At 46.0% G+C, this 23,605-nt stretch carries 23 protein-coding genes; 15 read left to right on the top strand and 8 right to left on the bottom strand.

Annotated features, from left to right (window positions below; translation table 11 throughout):
• Nucleotides 1–33: 33 nt before the first annotated feature.
• Together KNQ04_RS06520 and KNQ04_RS06515 are read right to left on the bottom strand one after the other, a co-directional pair.
• Nucleotides 34–1,038 carry an inorganic phosphate transporter gene (locus tag KNQ04_RS06520; protein WP_214848288.1) on the bottom strand — a complete coding sequence of 335 codons (1,005 nt, stop codon included), beginning with the start codon at nt 1,036–1,038 and terminating at the stop codon, nt 34–36.
• A gap of 16 nt (nt 1,039–1,054) precedes the next feature.
• Nucleotides 1,055–1,672, bottom strand: coding sequence for a DUF47 domain-containing protein (locus KNQ04_RS06515; RefSeq protein ID WP_029332023.1), 618 nt, complete (start codon nt 1,670–1,672; stop codon nt 1,055–1,057).
• A gap of 337 nt (nt 1,673–2,009) precedes the next feature.
• Here KNQ04_RS06515 and cbpA point away from each other — a divergent pair, with 337 nt between their 5' ends.
• The 5 genes from cbpA (at nt 2,010) to KNQ04_RS06490 (ending at nt 8,298) form a co-directional block, all read left to right on the top strand.
• On the top strand, nt 2,010–2,648 hold the full coding sequence (cbpA, locus tag KNQ04_RS06510; protein WP_214848286.1) for a cyclic di-AMP binding protein CbpA: 639 nt from the start codon (nt 2,010–2,012) through the stop codon (nt 2,646–2,648).
• 64 nt (nt 2,649–2,712) lie between these two features.
• Nucleotides 2,713–3,477, top strand: coding sequence for a pyrroline-5-carboxylate reductase family protein (locus KNQ04_RS06505; protein ID WP_214848284.1), 765 nt, complete (start codon nt 2,713–2,715; stop codon nt 3,475–3,477).
• Between the two features lie 175 nt (nt 3,478–3,652).
• Nucleotides 3,653–4,216: a TetR/AcrR family transcriptional regulator gene (locus KNQ04_RS06500; RefSeq protein WP_214848282.1), complete on the top strand. Its 564-nt coding sequence runs from the start codon at nt 3,653–3,655 to the stop codon at nt 4,214–4,216.
• Nucleotides 4,217–4,254: 38 nt separating this feature from the next.
• On the top strand, nt 4,255–7,404 hold the full coding sequence (locus tag KNQ04_RS06495; RefSeq protein WP_214848280.1) for an efflux RND transporter permease subunit: 3,150 nt from the start codon (nt 4,255–4,257) through the stop codon (nt 7,402–7,404).
• Between the two features lie 231 nt (nt 7,405–7,635).
• On the top strand, nt 7,636–8,298 hold the full coding sequence (locus KNQ04_RS06490) for a C40 family peptidase (RefSeq protein ID WP_214848275.1): 663 nt from the start codon (nt 7,636–7,638) through the stop codon (nt 8,296–8,298).
• Between the two features lie 63 nt (nt 8,299–8,361).
• On the opposite strand, the gene KNQ04_RS06485 is transcribed toward KNQ04_RS06490, so the two are convergent.
• The gene (locus tag KNQ04_RS06485) at nt 8,362–9,333 is read right to left on the bottom strand and encodes a LacI family DNA-binding transcriptional regulator (RefSeq protein ID WP_214848272.1); all 972 of its coding nucleotides are present in this window, start codon (nt 9,331–9,333) and stop codon (nt 8,362–8,364) included.
• Nucleotides 9,334–9,351: 18 nt separating this feature from the next.
• Nucleotides 9,352–9,606 carry a hypothetical protein gene (locus KNQ04_RS06480; RefSeq protein WP_214848270.1) on the bottom strand — a complete coding sequence of 85 codons (255 nt, stop codon included), beginning with the start codon at nt 9,604–9,606 and terminating at the stop codon, nt 9,352–9,354.
• A 170-nt stretch (nt 9,607–9,776) separates the two neighbouring features.
• Here KNQ04_RS06480 and KNQ04_RS06475 point away from each other — a divergent pair, with 170 nt between their 5' ends.
• Entirely contained in the window at nt 9,777–10,235 is a 459-nt protein-coding gene (locus KNQ04_RS06475; RefSeq protein ID WP_214848267.1) for a MarR family winged helix-turn-helix transcriptional regulator, read from the top strand.
• Nucleotides 10,236–10,578: 343 nt separating this feature from the next.
• On the top strand, nt 10,579–11,211 hold the full coding sequence (locus tag KNQ04_RS06470; RefSeq protein ID WP_214848265.1) for an NAD(P)H-dependent oxidoreductase: 633 nt from the start codon (nt 10,579–10,581) through the stop codon (nt 11,209–11,211).
• A 48-nt stretch (nt 11,212–11,259) separates the two neighbouring features.
• Here the strand turns inward: KNQ04_RS06470 and KNQ04_RS06465 are convergent, their stop codons facing one another.
• The gene (locus KNQ04_RS06465; protein WP_214848263.1) at nt 11,260–11,982 is read right to left on the bottom strand and encodes a WecB/TagA/CpsF family glycosyltransferase; all 723 of its coding nucleotides are present in this window, start codon (nt 11,980–11,982) and stop codon (nt 11,260–11,262) included.
• Between the two features lie 80 nt (nt 11,983–12,062).
• On the opposite strand from KNQ04_RS06465, the gene ung reads away from it, so the two are divergent.
• A complete protein-coding gene (gene ung, locus KNQ04_RS06460) occupies nt 12,063–12,722 on the top strand; it encodes a uracil-DNA glycosylase (RefSeq protein WP_214848261.1) in 660 nt (219 codons plus the stop codon).
• A gap of 147 nt (nt 12,723–12,869) precedes the next feature.
• On the opposite strand, the gene KNQ04_RS06455 is transcribed toward ung, so the two are convergent.
• Complete coding sequence (locus tag KNQ04_RS06455; RefSeq protein WP_214848259.1) at nt 12,870–13,676, bottom strand: Cof-type HAD-IIB family hydrolase; 807 nt, start codon at nt 13,674–13,676, stop codon at nt 12,870–12,872.
• Between the two features lie 126 nt (nt 13,677–13,802).
• On the opposite strand from KNQ04_RS06455, the gene KNQ04_RS06450 reads away from it, so the two are divergent.
• The 6 genes from KNQ04_RS06450 to KNQ04_RS06425 all read left to right on the top strand — a co-directional run bounded on the left by KNQ04_RS06450 (nt 13,803) and on the right by KNQ04_RS06425 (nt 19,600).
• On the top strand, nt 13,803–15,065 hold the full coding sequence (locus KNQ04_RS06450; RefSeq protein WP_214848257.1) for a hypothetical protein: 1,263 nt from the start codon (nt 13,803–13,805) through the stop codon (nt 15,063–15,065).
• Between the two features lie 23 nt (nt 15,066–15,088).
• Complete coding sequence (locus tag KNQ04_RS06445) at nt 15,089–15,781, top strand: response regulator transcription factor (protein WP_029332007.1); 693 nt, start codon at nt 15,089–15,091, stop codon at nt 15,779–15,781.
• A complete protein-coding gene (locus KNQ04_RS06440; protein WP_214848254.1) occupies nt 15,778–17,163 on the top strand; it encodes a sensor histidine kinase in 1,386 nt (461 codons plus the stop codon). The genes KNQ04_RS06445 and KNQ04_RS06440 overlap by 4 nt, the downstream gene beginning before the upstream one ends.
• 95 nt (nt 17,164–17,258) lie before the next feature.
• Nucleotides 17,259–17,636, top strand: a complete 378-nt coding sequence (locus KNQ04_RS06435) for a DUF1499 domain-containing protein (protein WP_214848253.1) — start codon at nt 17,259–17,261, stop codon at nt 17,634–17,636.
• Entirely contained in the window at nt 17,636–19,063 is a 1,428-nt protein-coding gene (locus KNQ04_RS06430; protein WP_214848250.1) for a dihydrolipoyl dehydrogenase family protein, read from the top strand. Before KNQ04_RS06435 ends, KNQ04_RS06430 begins: the two co-directional genes overlap by 1 nt.
• A gap of 3 nt (nt 19,064–19,066) precedes the next feature.
• Nucleotides 19,067–19,600: a DUF420 domain-containing protein gene (locus KNQ04_RS06425; protein ID WP_214848248.1), complete on the top strand. Its 534-nt coding sequence runs from the start codon at nt 19,067–19,069 to the stop codon at nt 19,598–19,600.
• Between the two features lie 563 nt (nt 19,601–20,163).
• Here KNQ04_RS06425 and KNQ04_RS06420 read toward each other — a convergent pair.
• A complete protein-coding gene (locus KNQ04_RS06420; protein WP_214848247.1) occupies nt 20,164–20,937 on the bottom strand; it encodes a flagellar motor protein MotB in 774 nt (257 codons plus the stop codon).
• Nucleotides 20,912–21,697 carry a flagellar motor stator protein MotA gene (gene motA, locus KNQ04_RS06415; RefSeq protein ID WP_214848245.1) on the bottom strand — a complete coding sequence of 262 codons (786 nt, stop codon included), beginning with the start codon at nt 21,695–21,697 and terminating at the stop codon, nt 20,912–20,914. The genes KNQ04_RS06420 and motA overlap by 26 nt, the downstream gene beginning before the upstream one ends.
• A 501-nt stretch (nt 21,698–22,198) precedes the next feature.
• Between motA and KNQ04_RS06410 the strand changes: the two genes are divergently transcribed.
• Nucleotides 22,199–23,590, top strand: coding sequence for a TrkH family potassium uptake protein (locus KNQ04_RS06410; RefSeq protein ID WP_214848243.1), 1,392 nt, complete (start codon nt 22,199–22,201; stop codon nt 23,588–23,590).
• The last annotated feature ends 15 nt before the right edge of the window (nt 23,591–23,605 follow it).

The following is a 23,605-nucleotide window of genomic DNA, read 5'->3' as shown; positions in this document are numbered from 1 at the left end:
CCCCCATCTCGGATGAACGAGTGGGGGTTGAGATTATTTAATGAAAAGAAACTCAAGAATCTTATACAACAAGGCAGCAAGTGCCATCGAAATCGGCAATGTGATGACCCATGTAATCAACATCCGTTTAGCCGTTCCCCATTTAACGCCTTTTTTGCGGTGTGATGTTCCGACACCCATGATGGCAGAAGAAATGACGTGTGTTGTTGATACAGGAAGATGAATGGCCGTCGCACCAAAGATGATGGCAGCGGACGTCAAGTCAGCAGCAACCCCATTGACCGGACGGATTTTCATGATTTGACCACCAACGGTTTTGATGATCCGCCATCCACCGACAGATGTCCCGAGTCCCATCGCGATGGCACAAGAGAGTTTTACCCAAAGGGCAACATCATGATCGGTCTGGAAACCGGAAGAAATCAAGGCGAGGGTAATGATCCCCATCGCTTTTTGCGCATCGTTCGTTCCGTGTGTATACGATTGAAGGGCTGCAGTCGCAATCTGCATATGACGGAAGCGACGATTCGTCTTCGCCAAATTCCCTTTTTTGAAAACTACTTTAAAGATTCCGTAGACGAGAAAACCGAGCGTAAACGCAAGAATCGGCGAAATCAATAAGGCTTGGACGATTTTTAAGAAGCCTTTTGTTTCAATGCCACCGAATCCAACAGAAGCAACCGCAGCACCGGCAATCGAACCAATCAACGTATGCGAAGAACTAGACGGAATACCGAAGTACCATGTCAAAAGGTTCCAGGCGATGGCAGAAAGTAAGGCGGCAATGACGACATAACTTCCGTGTTCAAGTGTCGAAGGGTCGACGATATCACCGGAAATTGTTTTAGCTACACCAGTAAACGTAATGGCACCTAAAAAGTTCATCGTCGCGGCAAGAATGATGGCGTGACGTGGTTTCAAAGCACGAGTCGACACCGAAGTCGCAATCGAGTTCGCTGTATCGTGGAAACCATTAATGAAATCAAAGCTAAGTGCGAGAATGACGATTATGGCGGTGATGATAAACAGACTATCCATCTCGTTAGCTCCTCACTTATGCGTTTTTCATGATGATCGTTTCAATGACGTTCGCTGCATCTTGGCAGTAATCGGCGATTGATTCGAGCGATTCATAGATTTCTTTATATTGAATGATTTTAATCGGATCTGTTTCAGTCGCGAACAATGCTTTGATTGATTTACGACGTAAGTCATCACAAATGGTTTCTTGTTCTTTTACCTTGATGACATGTTCACGCATCGGTTGAAGCTTACGTGCAACAAGAAGGTCCATCGCTAAAGCGAGTTCGTTGACCGCAATATGAATCTCGTCGACGAATTTAATCATATGTTCGTCGGCACGGACGATGTTATAAATCTCAAAAATAGCGGAACATTCTTCAAACCCATCGAGTACATCATCAAGTGAGTTCGCGAGTGCAAGCAAGTCTTCGCGATCGATCGGTGTGATGAACGCATTGTTCAAGTCGATGATCAGTTGATGCATCAAATCGTCACCAGCGGTTTCAAAGTCTTTGACTTTATGCGCGAATTCTTTAACGTCCGCGATACCATTGATTTTAAAATCAACGAAAAACTGTGACGTCTGTTGCAAGTGTCCGGCGATCTCGGATAATTTCACTGCGAATGGATCTTGTTTTTTACTAAACATTTCTTCTGCCTCCATATTAAGAACAAGAATAGAATAGTGAAGTAACTTCACGAGTTCGATTGTATCAGACGTTATTGTAAAAGAATACAACTATGTACCGTGTTTACGAAATCTTAATAATTCTTAATTGAATAAGTCTTGATAACTTAATAAATAACTTGGATATACAGAATTAGAGTTTATTTTTAACCTATTCAAGTGGTTTGTGCTGTGTTTTTGTTATGCTGATAGTAGGGAATAGAAGAAAGCAGGAAAAACCCTCGTTAAACAGAATATGTTAAAGAGGGAAAAGCACAATTGATTCAGAACACAAAGTGAATAGAGGAGGACGTTTTGTATGCTCGTTCAAAGCTTATGTATACCAAAACACCAATGTATCAAAATTTCAGAGACCGCGACGCTACGCGAAGCACTGGAGACGTTAGAAGAAACAGGCTACCGTTGTGTTCCTGTACTCGACCAAGCAGGTCGGGAGTTTAAAGGGAATATCTATAAAATGCACATTTATCGTCACGGTATGAACGGTGGAAGCCTTGATGATAATGTGATGACGCTCATCAAAAACACATCAAAGTTCATCTATACGGGAAGTAACTTCTTTGAAGTCTTCTTCTCGATTAAAGAACTACCGTACATTGCGGTCTTGAACGATGATGGTCAGTTTTTCGGGATCTTACCGCACGGAAAAATGCTTGGCATGCTCGAAGAAGCATGGAATCGTGATTCAGGTAGTTACGTGTTGACAGTCGCACTCAGTGAACAAAAAGGTGCGCTTGAGAAAATTTCAAAAATCGTCAATAAATATTCGACAGTTGCGAGTATGATGACACTGGATGCGAAAAGTAGCGTCATGCGTCGTGTCTTGATCACACTCCCGATTGATTGTGATGAGAAGACGAAAAAGAAAATCGTCAAAAAACTGGATGAAAAAGGCCTTCGTGTCGTTGCTGTCGAAGACTTGAAAGTTCGTGTATAATTAAAGAGGAAAATACGAAAAGGACCTGACGCAACAGGTCCTTTTTTGTTTGAGGAGGAACGATATGACGATCTTAATGGTAGGGGCAGGATCAATGAGTGAATCGTTAGTGAAAGGGTGGATTGCTTCAGGGATCATACCTCAAACAATCACGATGACGAATCGGGCAGATCGCGGTCGATTGTCAGAACTCGCTGAACGATATGGCGTTCAAATCATCGAAGACGAAAACGTAGAATCTTTTGATATCGTCATCTTAGCGATGCAACCGGATGGTGTTTTACCTTATGTAAAGAGCCAGACGTGGACGAAGCAGATCATCATCTCCGTTGCGGCACACATCACACCGGACGAGATTGAGAATCTATCCGGTTGTGGCGCGATTTGTGCGATGCCGAATACACCGGTCGCGTTCCGAACAGGGATGACGGGACTTTGGTTCGGTCAACACGTGTCGACAGGGCAAAAAGAAGAAGCGAAAGCACTCTTTCAGCGTGTCGGTGAAGTAGCTGAAACAGATGAAGCGACCATGCCGTTTTTAATGGCTGCTGCCGGGTGCAGTCCGGCTTTCTTCTATGAAATTGTCGGTGCGATGACACCGGTTCTTGCGGAAGCAGGTTTTGAAGCACAACAAGCCCGGCGAATCATCGCACAGGCGATGAAAGGGTCGGCCGAACTTTTGCTGCAGGACGACCGCCCGACTGAGGCATTGATTGATGATGTCGCGGCAGAGGGTGGCCCGACTGCTCGTGGGGTTCAAGTGTTACGTACGCATGAATTAGACAAAATAATGCGAGCAGCCTTAAGCGAGAGTGCACGCGAAGCATGAACTGAACGACGTTAGGCACATTCCGTCATGAATTAGACGAGAATGTGTCTTTTTTTTGTGAGGATTGAAAACGTTTCACGTGAAACATACACGCACAGTTGCATTGTGATTAAATCATTCGTATAGTGAAGAAAGAAACCGTCTGGACGGTATAGTAAAAGAAGGGAGGTACGGAATGACCAGTGCAAAAGCTCTAGAAACGAGACGTCGCATCATTGATGCAACGGTCCAAATCATGCTGACACGAGGATTCCCGCAGTTGACCTTAGAAGAAGTGGCGAAACAAGCGAATGTCTCTAAAGGTGGACTATTGTATCACTTTGCTTCGAAAGAAGAATTGTTGATGGGTGTGATCGAGGAACAGGAAGCGCGACAGTTTAAGCAGTATCAAGTGTATCGTGAAGCGGGGCTTGGTGAGATGGAAGCATTCGTCACGCTGCAAGCGAATCATGATGAAGAATTCCACTTGGATATCGATACTGTCTTATTTTTATTATCATTTTTGAAAGAAAATGAAGAATTCGTCGAAGAGCGGAAAAAACAAGTAAACCAATTCTTTCGTCAATTGATGGACAGTGCGGATCCGGTTGAAACGATGATGATCCGATTCGTATTAGACGGTTTGAAAATGTCGGAACACTTTAAGTTCGCTCAGCCGTCAAAAGCAGAGCGGAAAGAACTGGTTGAACGTTTGTTGAAGCGGGCACGTGAAATCGATTTAGCTTCAGACAAAAAGTGAAAACGAAATAACATAAAGAGAGAAGGCGAAGAATTACCATGAAGCGCATCATTCAATTTTCAGTAAATAATAAATTTGCTCTTTGGTTGCTGACGATCATCATCACCGTTGCCGGGATTTATGCCGGAACGACGATGAAACTCGAAACGCTGCCCGATATCACAACACCAACTGTTTCCGTAACGACGATTTATCCAGGGGCGACACCGGAACAAGTCCTTGATGAAGTCAGTCGAGAACTCGAAAGTAAGGTCGAAAATTTAAGTGGTGTCGAAACCGTTCGATCGACTTCTTTCCAAAATGCCTCGAATCTCCAAATTGACTACAGCTTCAGTACAGATATGGATGAAGCAGAACAAAAAGTCAAAGAAGCATTGGCGAATGTTGAATTACCAGAAGGTGCTCAAGAACCAAATGTCTCACGGATTTCATTTGATGCATTCCCGGTCATCGGTTTTGCTGTATCGGATGACAAACGTTCACTCTCGGAGTTGACGAAGCTTGTCGAAACAGAGTTGCAACCGAAACTTGAAGGAATCGAAGGTGCACAAACCGTTCAAGTCGCCGGTCAGGAAATTCGCCGTATCGAAATTCGCTTCGATGATAAAAAACTGCAACAATATGGATTGACAGAAGATAATGTCAAACAGTTGATTCGAGCCAATGATTCGCGTTTGGCACTCGGCTTATATGAGCTTGGTGACAAAGAGCAGGCAGTCGTGCTCGATGGAAAAGCTACGACGGTCACGGAATTAAAAAATCTCCGCTTCCCTTACACACCGCAACAAACAGGGACAAGCGGTCAAGATACACCTGCTGCACCTGCAACAAACGGAACACCATCGACTCCGGGGGCAGAGGCGCAAGCACCAACGGCAGCAATTGCAGCGCCGGCGCAAGTCCCGACGGTCAAATTGTCTGAACTCGCGAAAGTAGAGGATAAAGGAATTGAAGAATCGATTTCACGTTCGAACGGGGAACGTTCGATCGGGATTCAGGTGACGAAATCACAAGACGCAAATACTGTCGATGTCGTCAATGCTGTTAAAGAAACGATTAAAGACTTTGAAAAAGAGAACGGGTCGGTCAACGCTTCGGTCACGCTCGACCAAGGAAAACCGATTGAGGATTCCGTCTCGACAATGATCAGTAAAGCCTTGATTGGTGCATTATTTGCGATCATCATCATCCTTTTGTTCTTACGGAACTTTAAATCGACAATCATCGCAGTCATTTCGATTCCGTTGTCGTTACTGATGGCGATTCTCGTCTTGAAACAGATGGATATCTCGTTGAACATCATGACGCTCGGGGCGATGACGGTCGCAATCGGTCGTGTCGTCGATGATTCAATCGTCGTCATTGAAAATATTTATCGTCGCTTAACGGATCCGGGCGAACAGCTTAAAGGGAAAGCTTTAATCATCGATGCGACACATGAAGTGTTCATTCCCGTCGCCTCATCAACAATCGTGACGATTGCTGTTTTCTTACCACTTGGTTTCGTAACAGGATTTGTCGGCGAATTGTTCCTCCCGTTCGCTCTGACAGTTGTCTTTGCCTTATTTGCATCGCTGATTGTTGCCGTAACCGTCGTACCAATGTTTGCTGACTCACTCTTCAAACGTGGCAAAGCACCGAAACCGGAAAAAGAAGACGGTGGGAAGTTAGCGAACTGGTACCGTGGCGTATTGAACTGGTCTTTGAACCATAAGCTGGTTGTGTTTGGTCTCGCGGTCTTGATGCTCGTCGGAAGTTTTGCCCTCGTCCCGACGATTGGTGTCAATTTCTTGAATCAAGAGGGGGAAAAAACGTTTTATGTGACGTATAACCCGAAACCGGGTCAGACACTTGATGATTCACTCAAAGCGGCAGATCAGGCAGAAGGCTATTTTGATAAACAAAAAAATATTGATAACCTCCAGTTCACGGTCGGAGGCGAAAATCCACTGAACCCTGGAAATACGAAACAAGCAGTCTTCATCGCCCAGTATGATCCGGATACCGAGGACTTCGCAGACGTGAAGCAACAGGCAATCAAAGAGTTGAACGCAGAAATCCCGACTGGAGAATGGAAAGAACAAGACTTCAGTGGTGGTGCCGGTTCATCAGGTGTTTCGTATTCAGTCTTTGCGAACTCGATTGAAGACTTAGAGACGATGACACCAAAGTTCGTCAAAGCAATCGAAGGGGAGTCAAAATACGTTCGTAAAGTGACGACCGACTTAAAAGATTCCTACACGCAGTACACGTTTGAAGTCGACCAACAAAAAGCTGCTGAGTTCGGTGTTTCAACAGCCCAACTCGCGCAAGGAATTGCTAACATCCAAGGGGTCGAAAAACCACTTTCTACTATAAAAGTAGATGGGAAAGAATTAGATGTCATCGTACCAAACGAACAAACGACGTACGATTCGATTAAAGATTTAGAACGTGCGGATGTCGTGACGCCGCTCGGGGTTAAAAAGTTATCGGATTTCGTTTCCGTCAAAAAAGGAACGACACCGGACTCGTTAAATGAACGAGACGGGAAACTCGTCACAACGGTGACGGCAGAACTGAAAACAGACAAAGCGACAGAAGCATCACAAGCAATTGACGATGCCGTCAAGAAGATTGATCTGCCGACAGGTGTTTCTTATGAAGTCGGTGGTGTGACAGAGCAAATCCAAGAATCGTTCACACAGCTTGGTCTTGCGATGGCAGCAGCCGTTGCGATCGTCTACCTCGTCCTTGTTGTGACATTCGGTGGTGCATTGACGCCGCTCGTCATCTTGTTCTCACTTCCGTTCGCGATCATCGGTGGCTTACTCGCATTGTTAATCACGGGTGAAACGATTTCGGTCTCTTCACTAATCGGAGCCTTGATGTTGATTGGGATTGTCGTCACGAATGCAATCGTCTTGATTGACCGTGTCATTCATAAAGAGAATGAAGGTCTGGCGACACGTGAAGCCTTGCTCGATGCAGCCGGGACACGCCTTCGTCCAATCTTGATGACGGCACTTGCGACGATTGGTGCCTTGTCACCACTCGCGCTCGGTTTAGAAGGTGGCGCATTGATTTCAAAAGGACTCGGAGTCACGGTCATCGGTGGATTAACGAGCTCAACGTTACTGACACTACTGATCGTCCCGATTGTCTATGAATTCTTAGCACGTTTTCGTAAAAAGAAGTCAATCGATTAATTAATTTTCACTAAACGCGTTTAATGGACAGGAAACATAGAATGGCGGTAAATCGCCATTTTATGACCTGTCTTTTTGTTTTGTTACAAAAGTATTACGCACGGTTTTTCCTGTTAAGAAACTGTAACACGAGCGGCTTAAGCAAAATGATAGGATAAAAACAGAAATTATCTGACAATTTAAATTGCCTTACATAACCGTAAAACTTACTTAAAGGGAGATTAGTCAAAAATGAAAGTACATACGTGGATTCGTTTATTTTTATTACTGACGTTAGTCGTAAGTAGTTGGGGCGCTGTCCCACAAGCAACGAAAGCAGCAACTTCTAAAAAGGTCATCGTATCGGTCGATGTGTTAAACATTCGTTCGAAAGCAGCAGTGAACGGAAAGAAACTCGGTCAATTGAAACTCGGGCAGGCCGTAACCGTGACGAATAAAACGTCGAACAATTGGTATCAATTGCGGTATAAAGGAAAAACGGCTTACATCGCAGCCATGTACACAAAAAATTACAGTCAAAAAGCAACAGCTGGTCTTTCGAAAACAGGCGCGACGATCGTCTCTGTCGCAGAAGGATTAAAAGGACGTCCATATGTCTTCGGCGCAACAGGTCCTGTCAGCTTCGACTGTTCAGGTTTTACAAGTTATGTCTACCGGGCGCTCGGTAAATCATTGCCACGGACGGCAGCGTCACAATATGCAGTGACGAAACGGACGGCACCAGCTGCCGGAGATCTCGTCTTCTTCACACATGGTAGCGGGATTCAACACGTCGGGATTGCAGTTGATGGGTCGACGATGATTAACGCCAATTCTTATTATGGTCGGGTCGTCAAAGAGTCGTTCCGTGGTGGGTACTGGGGATCACGTTACGTTGCAGCAGGGACATTATAAGCAAAAAATAACCCGCTCTTGACGCATCTGCGAGACAAGAGCGGGTTTTATTGAGGAGAGCGGTTAATGGACAGGATGGACGTTTTGGGCGGTCAATCCACTTATGAGCGTAGACGGAATTTCAATTTGTCTAACCGTCGCGGCATCTTGCCGTGTCACGAGCGAAAAGGCTTGTTGTCCAATCACGTCATAGGGAATTGAAATCGTGGTCATGCTCAAGACTTCAGCGAGATCACTCCCATCGAATCCGATGACGGATAAGTCTTCCGGTATCCGGTATCCTTGTTTTCGAAGTTCGAGGATGAGACCGGCTGCGACATGATCGCTTGCTGTCAAAATTGCAGAAGGACGTTGTTTTTGTTTAAGCCAACGCGCAGCGACCCGGGCACCGTCTTCAATCGTTAACGTCTGTTCGTACACCCAGTCGTTCGAAGCCTGTTCGACAAAATCATGGTAAGCCTGTTTACGGGCGAGACTATTTGTACTATCGGAACGTCCGAGGCAAATGCCGATGTTCGTATGACCCAGTCGCTGTAGTTCCATCAACCCTTTACGGAATGCTGAGTAATGATTGATGTAGACGGCTGAGACCGCTTCGTGGAGCTCACAGAAGACGATTGGGCCGTATTGTTCGTACGAAAGGATATCAGCGGTCGGAAGGCTATGCGAGACGATGATTAACCCATCAACTTCACGTTGTGCTAGCGCACGTAAGACTGTCCGTTCATGTTCCTCGACGTAGTTTGTTTGCCACGTCAAGAAACGGTACGTTTTCTCGAAGGCACTTTTCGCGATTCCTTGAAGAATCGCAGCATGATAAGGATGGTCGACGAACGGCAACATGACACCAATCGTTTTCGTTTGACCAATCGACAGATGGACGGCTGTTTGATTTCTGATGTAACCGAGTTTTTCAATGGCTGCTTTAACGGCACGCCGCTTTTCTTTTGCGACATAAGGGTGATCGTTGAGGACGCGTGAGACGGTCGTCACCGAAACATTTGCTTCGTGCGCTAAGTCGCGAATGTTCGTCATCCCAAGTCCCTCCTAAGTTTAATGAGATAGCTGTTGCTCAAGATAAAGCCAATGTTGTTTCGTGATTGGTCCGCGAGACGAGTCGGACCGTTCGATTTGTTCCGTGATTTTTTCGAGAAGCTTCATCTTTTCACTCACCGTCAAATCAGGATATTGTTCGACTAGTGTATGCTTACAAAGGTAATAGCCGGTCGGTGTATCAAGTTGCTCGATTGCGAGTTCAAAAGCGACGTTCCATTTGAATAGGCGTTTGAGTTGTGTGTGAAGAGACATGTAGGTGACCTCCTTAATAGTGTATAACATGACGTTAAACTATGGAACGCGTTTCACTGCAAGCGCCATTTCAAAAGAATTTGCGGAGCAGAACATTTGACGACAATTGACCAATGGAAAAAAGAGGACTATGATTATTTGCGAATCAAGATAAAGAGGGGCGAACGTAAATGGACGTGACAGATTCAAAGCTAGCACTAAAATTGCTCGTTGTTTTATCACGAACGATGCATGCTGTGACGGAACAAGTGAAGGCTGATATCAAGACGCATCAATTAAATCCATCGGAATTTGGAGTACTCGAGCTGCTGTACCATAAAGGTGAGACACCGCTCCAGCAAATCGGTGATAAGATTTTATTGACGAGCGGAAGTGTCACTTATGTAGTAGATAAACTTGAAAATCGTGGATTGTTGGCACGGAAATCGTGTCCGACCGATCGCCGTGTGACGTTTGGTACACTGACGGAGGCGGGACAGGCGTTGATGGAAGAAACATTCCCAAAACACGAAGCCTTCTTGACTGACTTATTCAGCGACTTAACGGTGAGTGAAAAAGAACAACTGATTGACCAATTAAAACGGATTGGATATCGTGCGGACAACTATATACCTTCTGAAGAAGCGTAATCTTTAGATGGTGTCTGGGATGAGCATTCCACTCTGTGCATCAGAAACGCCGGCGATTCCGTATTTCGGAGTCATCGGCGTTTCTGCATGTAGAAAAGGTGATAGTGGGAGAGAAAAGCGTCGTTATTTTCCACTTTGGAGACGGGGGAGCGCAGTACATCTGAACGCTTCATTTTTCAGAAGAACTTGTCTACAGCCGAAGTCATATGCTTCACCGGGCTGTTCCACACAAGAAACAGTACTTAAAAAACTTAATACTTTGAAATCAAACTAATTGACAAATAAAAATGTTGTTGGTATGTTTAGTTACAGAAATTACTTTAGATACAAAGGAGAAATAAAAATGACTAAATTACTTTATGTAACTGTTAACCCGAAATCTACGGAACATTCGTTCAGCCTTCAAACAGGTGAAGCGTTCCTTGAAAGCTATAAAGCAGCAAACCCAAATGCAGAAGTAGAAGTACTTAACCTCTACAGCGAAGACGTCCAAGAAATCGATACAGACGTATTAAGCGCATGGGGCAAATTCGCGACAGGCGAAGAGCTTTCAGAAGTTGAAATCGCTAAAGTCGGCACAATGACGAAACACCTTGAGCAATTCATGGCAGCTGACGAGTATGTTTTCGTTACACCAATGTGGAACTTCTCATTCCCGGCACGACTCAAAATGTACATCGACAGCGTCCTTCTTGCTGGAAAAACATTCGCATACACAGCTGAAGGTCCAAAAGGATTGATGGAAGGCAAAAAAGCACTCCACATCCAAGCAACAGGTGGCGTTTACACAGGTTCTGGCTTGAACTTCGGTGACGATTACCTCCGTCAAGCACTCGCATTCACAGGTGTCACTGAATACGACGCGCTCTTCATTGAAGGTATGGCAATGAACCCAGAAAAAGCAGAAGAAATCAAAGAAGAAGCAATCGCGAAAGCTAAAGAACTCGGTCGTTCGTTCTCAACGGTCAACGCGTAAGATTGGAAAAACCCTTCGCCCGATGCATCGGGGGAAGGGCTTTTTTTGTTAAATGCGTGATTTTTTACGTAAGACCAGCAAAGCGAAAAGGACAAGGTCCTTTAATTTTTCGAAACCGCGTGGATGTGTCGAAATGCGGTACAGCCATTCGAGCTTCAACTGACGAAACAGTTTCGGGGCACGTTTACTGTGGCCGGACCAGACGTCGAAGGCACCGCCGACGCCGATGAAAATACCGTGATCGACCAGACTGTAGACAGAATCAATCCACTCTTCCTGTTTCGGGGCACCGAGCGCGACAAGGATTAAATCCGCATTGGCGGAGCGGATTGCGTCAGCAGCCTCCTGATTCTTTCCGAAACCATGAAACGTTCCGACGAACTGGATGTTCGGGAAACGAATCGACAATTGTTTAATCAGCGACTTCATGACTTCTGGACGACCGCCGAGTAAAAAAACACGTTTGTGCAAAGCATCTGCGGTTCGCAACAACTCGCGTGCCGTTTCAATCCCGGGAAGCGTCGCCTGTAAGGGTTCGCCCATCCGTTTGCTTGCAGCCGTGACGCCAATGCCGTCGGGTGTGATGAATGTCGCTCTGTTCAGGATGGCATTATATGCCGGATCCCGTAAGGAACGAAGAACAAGTTCGGGGTTCGCTGTAACGAGAAAAGCTTTCTCATTATCGTGTAAGATTGTTTTAATGTGGTTATACCATGTTGATGGTGTCGCGTTGACGAATGGTAAACCGAAGAGTTTTGTTGTTTGAATCATTGTTATTCCACCTCATTTTCCATCATAGCAGAACGACTCTCAACAAACAGGGTCCTAAGACTGAAAAAGGAGTGAAGTATATGCATCCGGCTTGGCAAAAAATCTTACAGGAAGAAAAAGCACAACCTTATTTTCAAGAGTTGTGGTCATTCGTCCAAACGGCGTATGACGAAACGACGGTCTATCCTGAGAAAAATCGGATTTTTCATGCGTTTGATGCTGTCGCGCCGACAGATGTCCGCTGTGTCATTTTAGGACAGGATCCTTATCATGGTCCCAATCAAGCGAATGGATTGAGTTTTTCAGTTAATGACGGAGTGGCGATTCCACCGTCTCTTCGAAATATGTACAAGGAACTCGTGGCGGACATCGGATGTGAGCAACCGACGACCGGCAATCTCGAGAAGTGGTCGAACGAAGGTGTGTTCCTCTTAAATACATCGCTGACGGTAGAAGCCGGCAAGGCAGGGTCACATGCTAAAAAGGGATGGGGCACGTTTACTGACCGCGTGATTGAAGTCCTCAGTGCACAACAAGAGCCGATCGCATTCATCCTTTGGGGAAATCACGCGAAAAGTAAGAAACCTTTAATTGATGCGTCCCGTCATTTGATTTTAGAATCGGTCCACCCGAGTCCCTTGTCGGCGAGCCGCGGTTTTTTTGGGACGAAACCGTACTCACATGTCAATCAGTGGCTTGAAAAACAAGGGCGTCCACCGATTGATTGGTGTATTTCATAAGCGAATCGTTTCATTCGTTAGTGGGATGCTAGATACGACGATAAAAAAAAGAGGGGTTGCCATCATGCCGATGGACAAACCCCTCTTTTTAGTTTGCAGTCGAAGAAGCATGACATGTGCGAAATACCTCAACTTCTGTTCTTGTTCTTAGTCCATCATGAATTGCTCAATGACGAGCGCAATGCCGTCTTCGTCATTTGAAGCCGTCATGTGTTGTGCCCGTTCTTTAACGGTATCAGCGGCGTTTGCCATCGCAACACCGAGTCCGGCCCATTCAATCATCGATAAGTCATTGTTGCCGTCACCGCAAGCAATCACTTCGTCCTGTTTGAGCCCGAGATGATTCGCGAGCAGTTCTAAACTCGTGCCTTTCGTTACGCCAGCTTCTGTGAATTCAAGGAAAAATGGTTTCGAGCGTGCGACTGCCAGTTGACCGGCAAGTTCGACTTGAAGTTGTTGCTCGACTTCAGCTAAACGGTTTTCTTCAGCGAGCATCAAACACTTGACGACCGGTTCTGTCACGGAAGCTTTAAAGTCCGGGACCGTGATGACTTCCATCCCTGTCAACTCACCTTCGAGGGTCGTGTATTCATTCGGAGTTTCCGTAAAAATCTGATGCCCGACATACGTGTGGATATAAATGTTTTCCCGTTGACTTAAATCATACAAATGATGCACCGTTTCCGGACTAAGCGTGCTTGAGAAAAGTGATTCATTCGTCTTGCAGTCGATGATTGAAGCCCCGTTGAAACTGAGGATGTAACTGCCGTACCGTTCAAGTTCAAGTTCTTTTGCTAAATCAATCATCGCATAAGTAGGTCGGCCGCTCGCAAGGACGACTTTTTTTCCGCGGCGTTGTAAATCGAGTAGTGCTTGTTTTGTCTTGGGAGAAATCGTGTGGTCACTCGTCAGTAACGTATCGTCAAGATCGAGGACGATCATTTCGTAAGCCATAAAGTGTAAACCCCTTTCAATTATCTGTTCCATCGTACCAAGTTGGTCCCTGTTCGACAATATACTCTACTTAAGGAGAGTGTGATACAGTTTGGTTAGAGCACGAATGGAAAGGATTCAATTACTATGAAATATCTTGTCATCATTATATCGACCCTCTATCTAGCTGGATGCGGGCTGACGTTACCCCATCCGGCAACCTTGTTGGAACATCCCGCCCTGCCGAAGTGGGAAACAGCATTAAAAGAAAAAATCGACCGTGATCTCCCGAAACAAGCAGAAATCATTGCCCCTCGAAATCAATCGGTTTCGAGGTTATATGAATTGATTGATTTGAACCAAGATGGGCATGAAGAGGCCGTCACGTTTTACCGAAAGGAAGTGGATGGGACATTTCAAATCCATCTATTGATCCATGTCCGCAATAAAGATAGTTGGTCTTTAAAAGTCCGTCGACCGATTGCAGAAGGAAAAGCGATTGATCAATTGCATGTCGTATCGGACCAAACGAAAACATCGAATCAATTAGTCATCGGCATCGAGGATCTCAATACGAATACGGTATATGTATTGAAAGACCTGCTGCGTTCGTCTGCAAAAATTAGAAAAGTAGATACATATGACCGTGTCGCAATCGCTGACTTGAATCAAGATCAGAAGCAAGACTTGCTTCTTTTGAAAAAAGGGCGACCGGCTCAAGTAGTCTACTACAAAGATGTTTCCGACCTATCTGTGCGCCAAACGACCACACTGACAACAAAGGATGGCGATTTGTTTGCCGATCATGATTTGTTTGAGGTGGACGCTGTTGATGTATCTAAAACGAATGGATTACTCGTTTCCTTTACGCGCGATGCAACGATGCATGTGTTGCTGTTACGGCTCGAACAAGGGAAATTGATGCAGCACACGTTTGGTGACCAACTTGAAATCGTCGAACCGATGTATACGTATCCGAAAGATGTCGACCAGGACAGTGTCATTGAATTCGCCCATCAGTATACACCGAAAGGAAGCAGAGGGCGTAGTGACGAGGAAAAACCACGTATCACGGCTTACTATACCTGGAATGGACTGGATGTCGCACCTTTTCTCGAGTCGGGATTTGAACTACGGGAAGAGCAATACATTGATTTAGAGTACAATTTCGTGATGCGTTTTCCGGCACGCTGGGCGACGCGGGAAACGATTGAAAAAAAAGATAACCGTGTTCGTTTCATCAACCAAGAAACAAATGAGATTGACTTTGAACTGGAAGTTATCCCGAAGAGTCAATATATCGCAAATCAGCAGAAGAAGCGGATTAAAGAAGGTGTCGATTATGTTTACGTGATCGACACGACAAAATCATATGAAGAGTATGCGGCAAACGTCACACTCGTCGAATAAAGTCGAAGTAGGAGGAACAGGACATGACAAAAATTTTAGTGGCCGAAGATGAACATGCGATTCGAAGTTTCATCGTCATTAATTTAAAACGGGCAGGGTATGAAGTGATTGAGGCCGAGAATGGACGAGAAGCATTAGAACAATTTAAACAAGAGACATTCGACATCATGTTACTTGATATCATGATGCCTGAAGTCGATGGATTCGCTGTATGTGAGCAAGCACGGGCCCAGGATGAGGTCGTTGGGATCATCATGTTGACGGCGCGGACACGCGAGGAAGATAAAGTGATGGGACTGAGCGTCGGAGCGGACGATTATATCGCGAAGCCGTTTAGTCCAGCTGAACTGTTAGCGCGCATCCAGTCCTTGTTACGTCGTGTTGAGACGTTACGTCGCCGGAAACAACCACGTGAGTTGATTTCAGGACCATTCCGAATCGACCTTGGTGCGAAGCGGGTCCAAAAAGGGGGCATCGACGTTGAAGTGACGCCGACTGAATACGACTTGCTGTGTCACTTCATTAAAAATGAGGATCAAGTCATGTCACGTGATGAATTACTCGATGCCGTGTGGGGGGAAAATTATTTCGGCGACCGAAAAACCGTCGACGTCAACATTCGTCGTCTGCGTCAAAAAATCGAAGAGAACCCGGCGGAACCACAGTTCATCGAAACACTGTGGGGACATGGGTATAAATGGCGTAACGAAAAATGAAACGACAGATTTTAATGCGGTTCATGACGATCATCACGGTGACGGTGTTACTTGTCATCGGGATCCTTTCGTTCGTGACCTACAATTACTATTACGTGACGGCGACGGATGTCTTGAAGCGTCATGCCAATGCAAGTGCCGTGTTGTTCGCAAACAGTGGCTTGGCTTATGACTATATGGACTCGGACGAAACCATTCATGAGGTGCTCGATTCCTATGCGTATGAAGATGCTGAAATTGAAGTATTGGACGAGAAAGGGACACCCCGCTACTCCTCGACGGGATTCATTTCGAAACGAAAGTTAACAAAAGATGAGGTTACAGAACTGCAAGCTGGGGAAACAATAACAAAACGTTATGATGACACTTCGACGAAGGAGCACTTGCTCGAAGTGACGGAACCGGTCGTCTCGTTCGGACAGACGACAGGGGCATTGCGTTATACGACGTCGCTCAACCGGATTGATCAGCGAGTGATGGAGATTTGTTTGGCCATCCTGTTATTAGGTGTCGTCATTTGGGGGCTGGCATATATTTATTCGTCGCGACTCGTCTCGTCCATCGTCCGACCGATTCAAGAAGTCATCGGTGCATCCGATCAAATCGCGAAACAGCACTACGATGTCAAGGTGAACGAAGAGTATACATTCGAACTAGGTGAGCTCGCACGGACGATCAATTACATGGGGCAACAAATCAAACAGCAGGAAACTCTTAAGGATGAATTCATTTCCGGGATCTCGCATGAATTGCGGACACCACTGACCTCGATTAAAGGCTGGAGTGAGACGTTACTCGCAGAGAAAGAACGACTCCCGGAAGAGGCTTCACTCGGTATGGGGATCATTCACTCGGAGACAGAACGATTGATTTCACTCGTCGAGCAGCTGCTTGATTTTTCGAAACTTGAGACAAGCCGCCTCGTCTTGTACCGGCAAGAAGTCAACTTGACAGAAATCATTGAAGCCGTCACGGCCCAATTACGCCAAAAATTCGAAGAAAAACAAGTGACGATCGTGCGGAAGTTACCAGCTCAAGTCATCGGTCTGTACGATGAAAACCGGTTGAAGCAAGTGTTCTTGAATCTTCTTGACAATGCGATCCGCTTTTCTCCTGTAGGCGGTGCAATCACGATTCGACTGGTGCGTTCAGAACGCGTCTTGTTCTTATCGTTCAGTGATGAAGGACCGGGTATTCCGAAAGAGCATTTGCGGCATGTCACAGAAAAATTCTATCAAGTTCAAAAAGGAAAAGGCGGGACCGGTCTTGGTCTTTCGATTTGCCGCGAACTGGTCGAAGCGCATGAAGGAAAACTATTCATTGATAATCAACCGGAAGGGGGCGCCATCGCAACGATTTTACTCCCGGTGACGAAAGCATAACGGGGGAGTCGAATGAGAAGCGCTTTCGAAATCGAACTGGTAAAGTAAAGTGGGAATAGGAATTTTTTTTGAAAAACGAAACGGAGGAATCAGTCATGGCACTTGGCGTATCGAATGGAACATTAAGTCCGCTGAATGGAAAACCGAATGCAGTATCGACACAAACAGATCAAAAAGCATTAAAGATGGACCCTTTACCGTTTAAAGAAACGCTGGCCGATTCGAAGTTCCAAGTCATGCGCATCTTACAAAGTCTCGATCGAGTGAAGGTTGTAAAAGAAACACCAGATTACATCCATGCTGTCTTCTCGAGTAAAGTTTTTCATTTCAAGGACGATGTCGAGTTTTACTTTGACCAGTCGTCACGTCTCGTGCACTTCCGCTCTGCTTCACGCGTTGGTTATTCTGACTGGGGCGTTAACCGGAAACGGATGGAAGATATTTCAACGCGCTATCAGAAGGAGGAGTCATGATGAAAAGTTATCAACTCGTCGTTATCGGCGGCGGCGCGGCAGGCATGACAATTGCAGCAGGCGCTGCAAGTCTAGGTGCACACGTCGCTCTAATTGAACGCCATACGCATCTCGGTGGAGATTGCTTACATTATGGCTGTGTTCCGTCAAAAGCCTTGATTGAGGCAGCACATGATGTCTATGTCATGAAGCAGACTGCTGAAAAATACAATGTAACGCTGAACGGTGACGCCGTCTACTCGAAAACAAAAGCAAGTGTCGACCGGGCACGAAACATCATCCAGTCGCACGACGGAACAAAACGGTTCGAAGACTTGGGCGTAGATGTCTATATCGGTGAAGCAAGTTTCCTGAGTGCAAACGAAGTCGAAGTAGCAGGGCAACTCGTTGTGGGTGAGAAATTTGCCATCTCGACCGGTTCGCAACCCATCATTCCACCAATCGAAGGACTCGATACGATTCCGTATTTGACGAATGAAACGATTTTCGAACAGACGGAACGTCCGGAACGTTTGCTCGTCATCGGTGGTGGTGCGATCGGAATGGAGCTTTCACAAGCCTATGCCCATCTCGGAACAGAAGTGACGGTCATCGAAGGTGCGAAGTCCTTGATGCCAAAAGAAGACAAAAATATGGTCGAAGTTTTACAACGCCAAATTGAGCAAGAGTTGGTGTTGCACTTGAATACGACAGTTACACACGTCCAAAAAGCGACAGGCGGGATTGAAGTGACGGTCGAAACGGATGGTGAATCCCGTGTCATCGAGACAGATGCCGTTCTCGTCGCCGTCGGACGTAAACCGCGGATCGAAGCCTTACGCCTCGACCGAGCGGGCGTAGACGTGCAAAAAGGATACGTTCAAGTCGATGCCTCACTTCGCACGAGCCAACGCCATATCTTTGCTGTTGGGGACACGATTCAATCGTTACCGTTCACACACGTCGCGGGACTCGAAGGGAAAACGGTCGTTACGAATGCATTATTCGGTCTGCGGACGAAGCCGGATTACCGTGCTGTTCCTTGGGTCACGTTCACGACACCTGAGCTGTTCCACCTTGGATTGACAGAAGAAGAAGCACGAGAAAAATATGATGACATCAAAGTCTATCAGACAGGACTCGATGAAGTCGATCGTTTCGTTATTAATGGTCGAACAGAAGGACGCGTCAAACTGATTGCAAACAAACGTGGTAAACTGATTGGTGCCCACGCGATTGGCGAACAGGCGGGAGAATGGATGCAGGAAGTCGTCTATGCGATGGCACGCAAAGACAAAGTCGGTCAATTGTCACGGGTCGTCCATCCGTATCCGATTCGTGGTGCGGCGGTGCAACGTGCGGCTGATCTTTACTGGCGTGAACGTCTTTTCGACGGTCCATTGCCAAAATGGTTGAAACGATACTTTGATTGGAAACAAGGAGAATGATTCATGCAAGAACCTGCTAAACGGCGTAATTTTGTCCCGGTCGTTATTCTGTTGACGCTCGTCATCAACTTACTTGTCGCCTTACTTTTTTTCGCTCCACCGCTTCAGGTGAGTGACGGCTTTGATTGGACGTTACTCCCGTTCTTCAATGCGATTTTTAACAGCTTTACGTTCATGCTCCTGCTCGGGGCCTGGATTTCGATTCGTCGGGGAAACCGAATCAATCACCGCCGTTTCATCGGCGGTGCCATGACGACGACGACACTCTTTTTAATTTCTTACGTGACGTATCATGCCGTGAGTGAGTCGACGAAGTTTGGCGGCGAAGGGTTCGTTCGCCCAGTCTATTTCTTTATTTTGATTTCGCATATCATTTTGGCAGCAGTCATCGTACCGCTTGTTTTGATGTCGCTCGCGCATGCGCTCAATCAAAATTTCGAGAAACATAAAAAATGGACACGTTTTACGATGCCGCTTTGGCTGTATGTCAGTCTGACTGGTGTTATCGTCTACATCATGATTCGTCCGTATTATTAAAAATGAATGTTTGGTTTAAGTGGGTCTGCACGCAGCTTGTCTGTGTTTGTGGGCTCATTTTTTTGTACCTCATTTAATGCAATGTGAGTGGCTTCTTTAAAGACAAGGCGAGACAGGGAAGCGCAAACTGGCAGAGCATGTTCACCGCTACATAAAAAGGTTGTTACAGTCTGAAGGGGGATTAAGCGTCTTTTTCGTTGCTTTCCTCGGGCGAGGCGCAAGCCGTTTCTCCTTGATCCTCACGGACAACGAGCAGGGTCTTGCCTGCCTCTGAAAGTGCGTTAAAAACGCACTTTTCCCCTTAGGAGTCAACAAAACGTGACGCTTTTTAGGTAACACTATGACGGAAATCCAGTCATGCAGACGGTTTAGAGCGCAATCCGTCTCTAATCGCTTTGAAGACAGGCGAGACGGAGAAGCGCGAACGGATTGTCTGGCGTTATCGCATGTTCACGCTACATAAAAAGGTTGTTACAGTCTAAAAGGGATTGCGCATCGATGTCAGATGGCAATCCCTTCGTGTGTATCTTCATTTTCTAAATTAGTTGATTCTGTCCAGTCGATTACGGTTTGACTGTTGTTTCGTCCAGTAAATTCGCCGCTTTGATATCGAGTAGCGGACGGACGAGGACTTCGACACGGCGGTTTTGACTGCGTCCGCTTTCCGACTGGTTTGAAGCGATCGGCTGGTACTCGCCGTATCCCGTCACAGTAAAGCGTTTTGGTTCCAACTGGGGATTTTTTTGCAACGCACGCATGAAACTGATGGCACGCTCTGCACTGAGTTCCCAGTTAGACGGATATTTGGCTGTTTGAATCGGGATGTTGTCGGTATGACCCGAAACCTGGATTTGACGTTTTCCTGATTTGACGAGTAAGTTACTCATTCCCTGAGCGATTTGGATGGCGTCTCCTTTGACTTCTGCTTGTGCAGGAGAAAAGAGGGCACGATCCCGAATCGTAAAGACTAATCCTTCATTTGTAATCTCGACTTTGATGTCTTTTTCAAGATTTTCTTTTTTGATGTAGTCCGTCGCTTGCGCTTTGATTTTTTCAAGTTCTGCGATTTCGTAACTTTGTGCTTTTGTCCGGGCGTCCGTTTTTTTCGAATCTTCCTCTTCTTGAGAAGTGGCAAGAGAACTGTTCGTAATCATGCCAGAACCTCCGTTAAAGACGGAGCTGAACGATTGAGACATCGCTTTTAGTTTGACGGCATCGACGTTACTCGAAGCAAAGAGGACGATGAAAAGCGCCAGTAACAGTGTCAGGAGATCGGCATATGGAATCAGCCAACCTTCCGAGATATGTTCATCATGCGGCTTCTTTTTCCGCTTCATAGGTCGCACGCTCCTTCGGTGTCAGGTACACGAGTAACTTGTCCTCCAAGTTTTTCGGCGATTCGCCGTTTTGAATCGAAAGAATCCCTTCAATCATCATTTCGTATAATTGAATTTCATTTGCTGATTTTTGTTTGAGTTTCGTCGCGAACGGAAACCAAAGGACGTATCCGGTAAAAATCCCGAATAATGTCGCGATGAAGGCACCCGAGATGGCATGACCAAGTTTCTCGATGTCCGACAAATCCGATAAGGCAGCGACAAGTCCGATGACGGCTCCTAAAACACCAAGAGTTGGGGCATACGTACCGGCTTGCGTGAAAATATTCGCATTTGCATGGTGCCGCTCTGTCATATTTTCGAGGTCACGCGTCATGACATCCTCGACATATTCAGACGGCTGTCCGTCGATGACCATCATGACACCACGTTTCATGAACGCGTTATCGACTTCTTCAATCGCCGTCTCGAGCGACAAGAGTCCTTCTTTTCGTGCTTGGGTCGATAGGGTGACGAATTGGAGCATGAGATTTTGTTTTGTCATTAAGTTTTGCTCAAAAAAGATGACTTTAAAGAGTGCTGGGATGAGTTTGAGCCGTTCCTTCGGGAAGGAAATCATGATGGCCGCTGCCGTACCCGCAAAGATGATGACGAGTGCTGCTGGGTTCAATAGGGCGATGGGAGGAGCACCTTTTAAAATCATTCCTCCGACGAGCGTGATGATACCAAGAATAATACCGATTATCGACACGATATCCATTATGTATTGTGCCACCTTTCCACATGTTGTTATGGTCGTGAACGAAAAAAAGAAAAAGAGCAGAAGACGCATCTTCTGCTCGGAAATCCAAAAACCGAGAATCAAGCGCCGTTTTCGTCGATAAGCAACTGAATGCTTTCGTTTCGTTCGTCACGCTCTATATCGGTTAATATGTCGTATTTTTTTAATACATTATACAATTCATTTAGAATCGGTTGTTCAAGATGCAATGATAATAATTCCTCGAATTGATAATATAACTGTGCGGGCATCCATTGTGATTGGCGTTCTAGCCTTCGCGAGACATCCTCAATCGAATGGTCAGCCGTCCTAGGGTCCACGGTTTCCCTCAACCTCCTTTAAAGTTAACACGTCTTCTTTTATCTATTTTACCAAAAAAAAACGAAAACGTTTAGCGGATTGTAAATTTCGATAGAACTAATGTTTTCGAGAGAGTATGATAGATGCAATTGAGTATTCGCATATAGGAGGAGTAGACACATGTTTTCGCATAAAAGACGGACGCGATTAGCGAGATTCGGGCACTTGGGGGAGGCGGCCTATCATCAATTGTTTGATAAGCCGGCCCGTTTCATCGCGACGGGGTTCACGTTGACAATCTTATTAGGGGGTCTGTTGTTATGGATCCCATTCTTTCAACAAAGCGGGATTCATCTTTCATTGATCGATTGTTTATTTGTTGCGACTTCTGCCGCGACAGTGACCGGCCTTTCGCCAATCAACATCGGCGAGTCGTTTAATTTAGGCGGTCAATTGATTTTGATGATTTTGATTCAGATTGGCGGGCTCGGGTTCATGACGATTGCGCTCGTTCTCTTGAGCGTCACGGGCCGGAAAATCGGGATTCGCCAACGGATCATCATTCAAGAAATGTTTAACTTAGACAGTCCGGGGGGGACGATTCGTCTCGTCCGGAACATCCTGTTGACGACCGTCATCTTAGAATTGATCGGGATGGTGTTACTTGCACTCGATTTGTTCATCCAATACAAATATACGCTCTCAAAATCGCTGTACTACGGTTTATTCCATGCCGTCTCGGCGTTTAATAACGCCGGATTCGCATTATGGGGGGACAGCTTAATTTCCTTCCAACAGGATACGACGTTCATCTTTACGATTTCGGCACTCTTAATGATTGGCGGATTAGGATTTACGGTCATCGCCGATGTTTCGGCTAACCGGAGCTTCAAGAAAATTTCATTGCATTCCAAATTGATGATTTTATCGTTACTCGTCATCAACGGTTTAGGTACGGCCGCGATGATGGTGTACGAGTGGGTGTCGCATCTCGGTTCACTACGAGACTATTCGTTCTTTCAAGCGCTCCATATCGTTTTCTTCCAGGTCGTGACGACACGGACAGCGGGGTTCCAGACGATTGATTTAACGACGATGGTGCCGCTCTCGATTGGTTTGATGATGGTGCTGATGTACATCGGGGCAGGGTCGGCATCGACAGGATCGGGAATTAAAGTCACGACGGCAGCAGTCATTTTAAAAAATGTCTGGACGTATCTGCGGGGGCAACGGGAAACCGTCCTGATGCGCCGGACGGTCCAAGCACAAGCCATCTCGAAGGCCTATGCGATTGCGATTTTCAGTTTATTATTCATCGCGTTAATTACGACATTGCTTGCTTTATCACAACCAAATGTTTCGTTTACCGGTTTGTTCTTCGAAACGGTTTCAGCGTTCGGGACCGTCGGACTGTCACTGAATGTCACATCAGAGTTGAATGGTTTCGGAAAAGGGTTAATCATGTTCATGATGTTACTCGGACGCGTTGGTTCCTTGACGATTCTGTTTACGTTCGCGACACAACACGATCGGTTGATTCGTTATCCGAAAGAAAATATGCTGATTGGTTGATTGACTGTCAATAGT

Origin of the sequence: Exiguobacterium sp. s193, assembly GCF_018618755.1 — a bacterium.
Lineage (GTDB): Bacteria > Bacillota > Bacilli > Exiguobacteriales > Exiguobacteriaceae > Exiguobacterium_A.
Note: the sequence above shows the minus strand (reverse complement) of the source record. Positions and strands in the feature narration are given on the sequence as shown.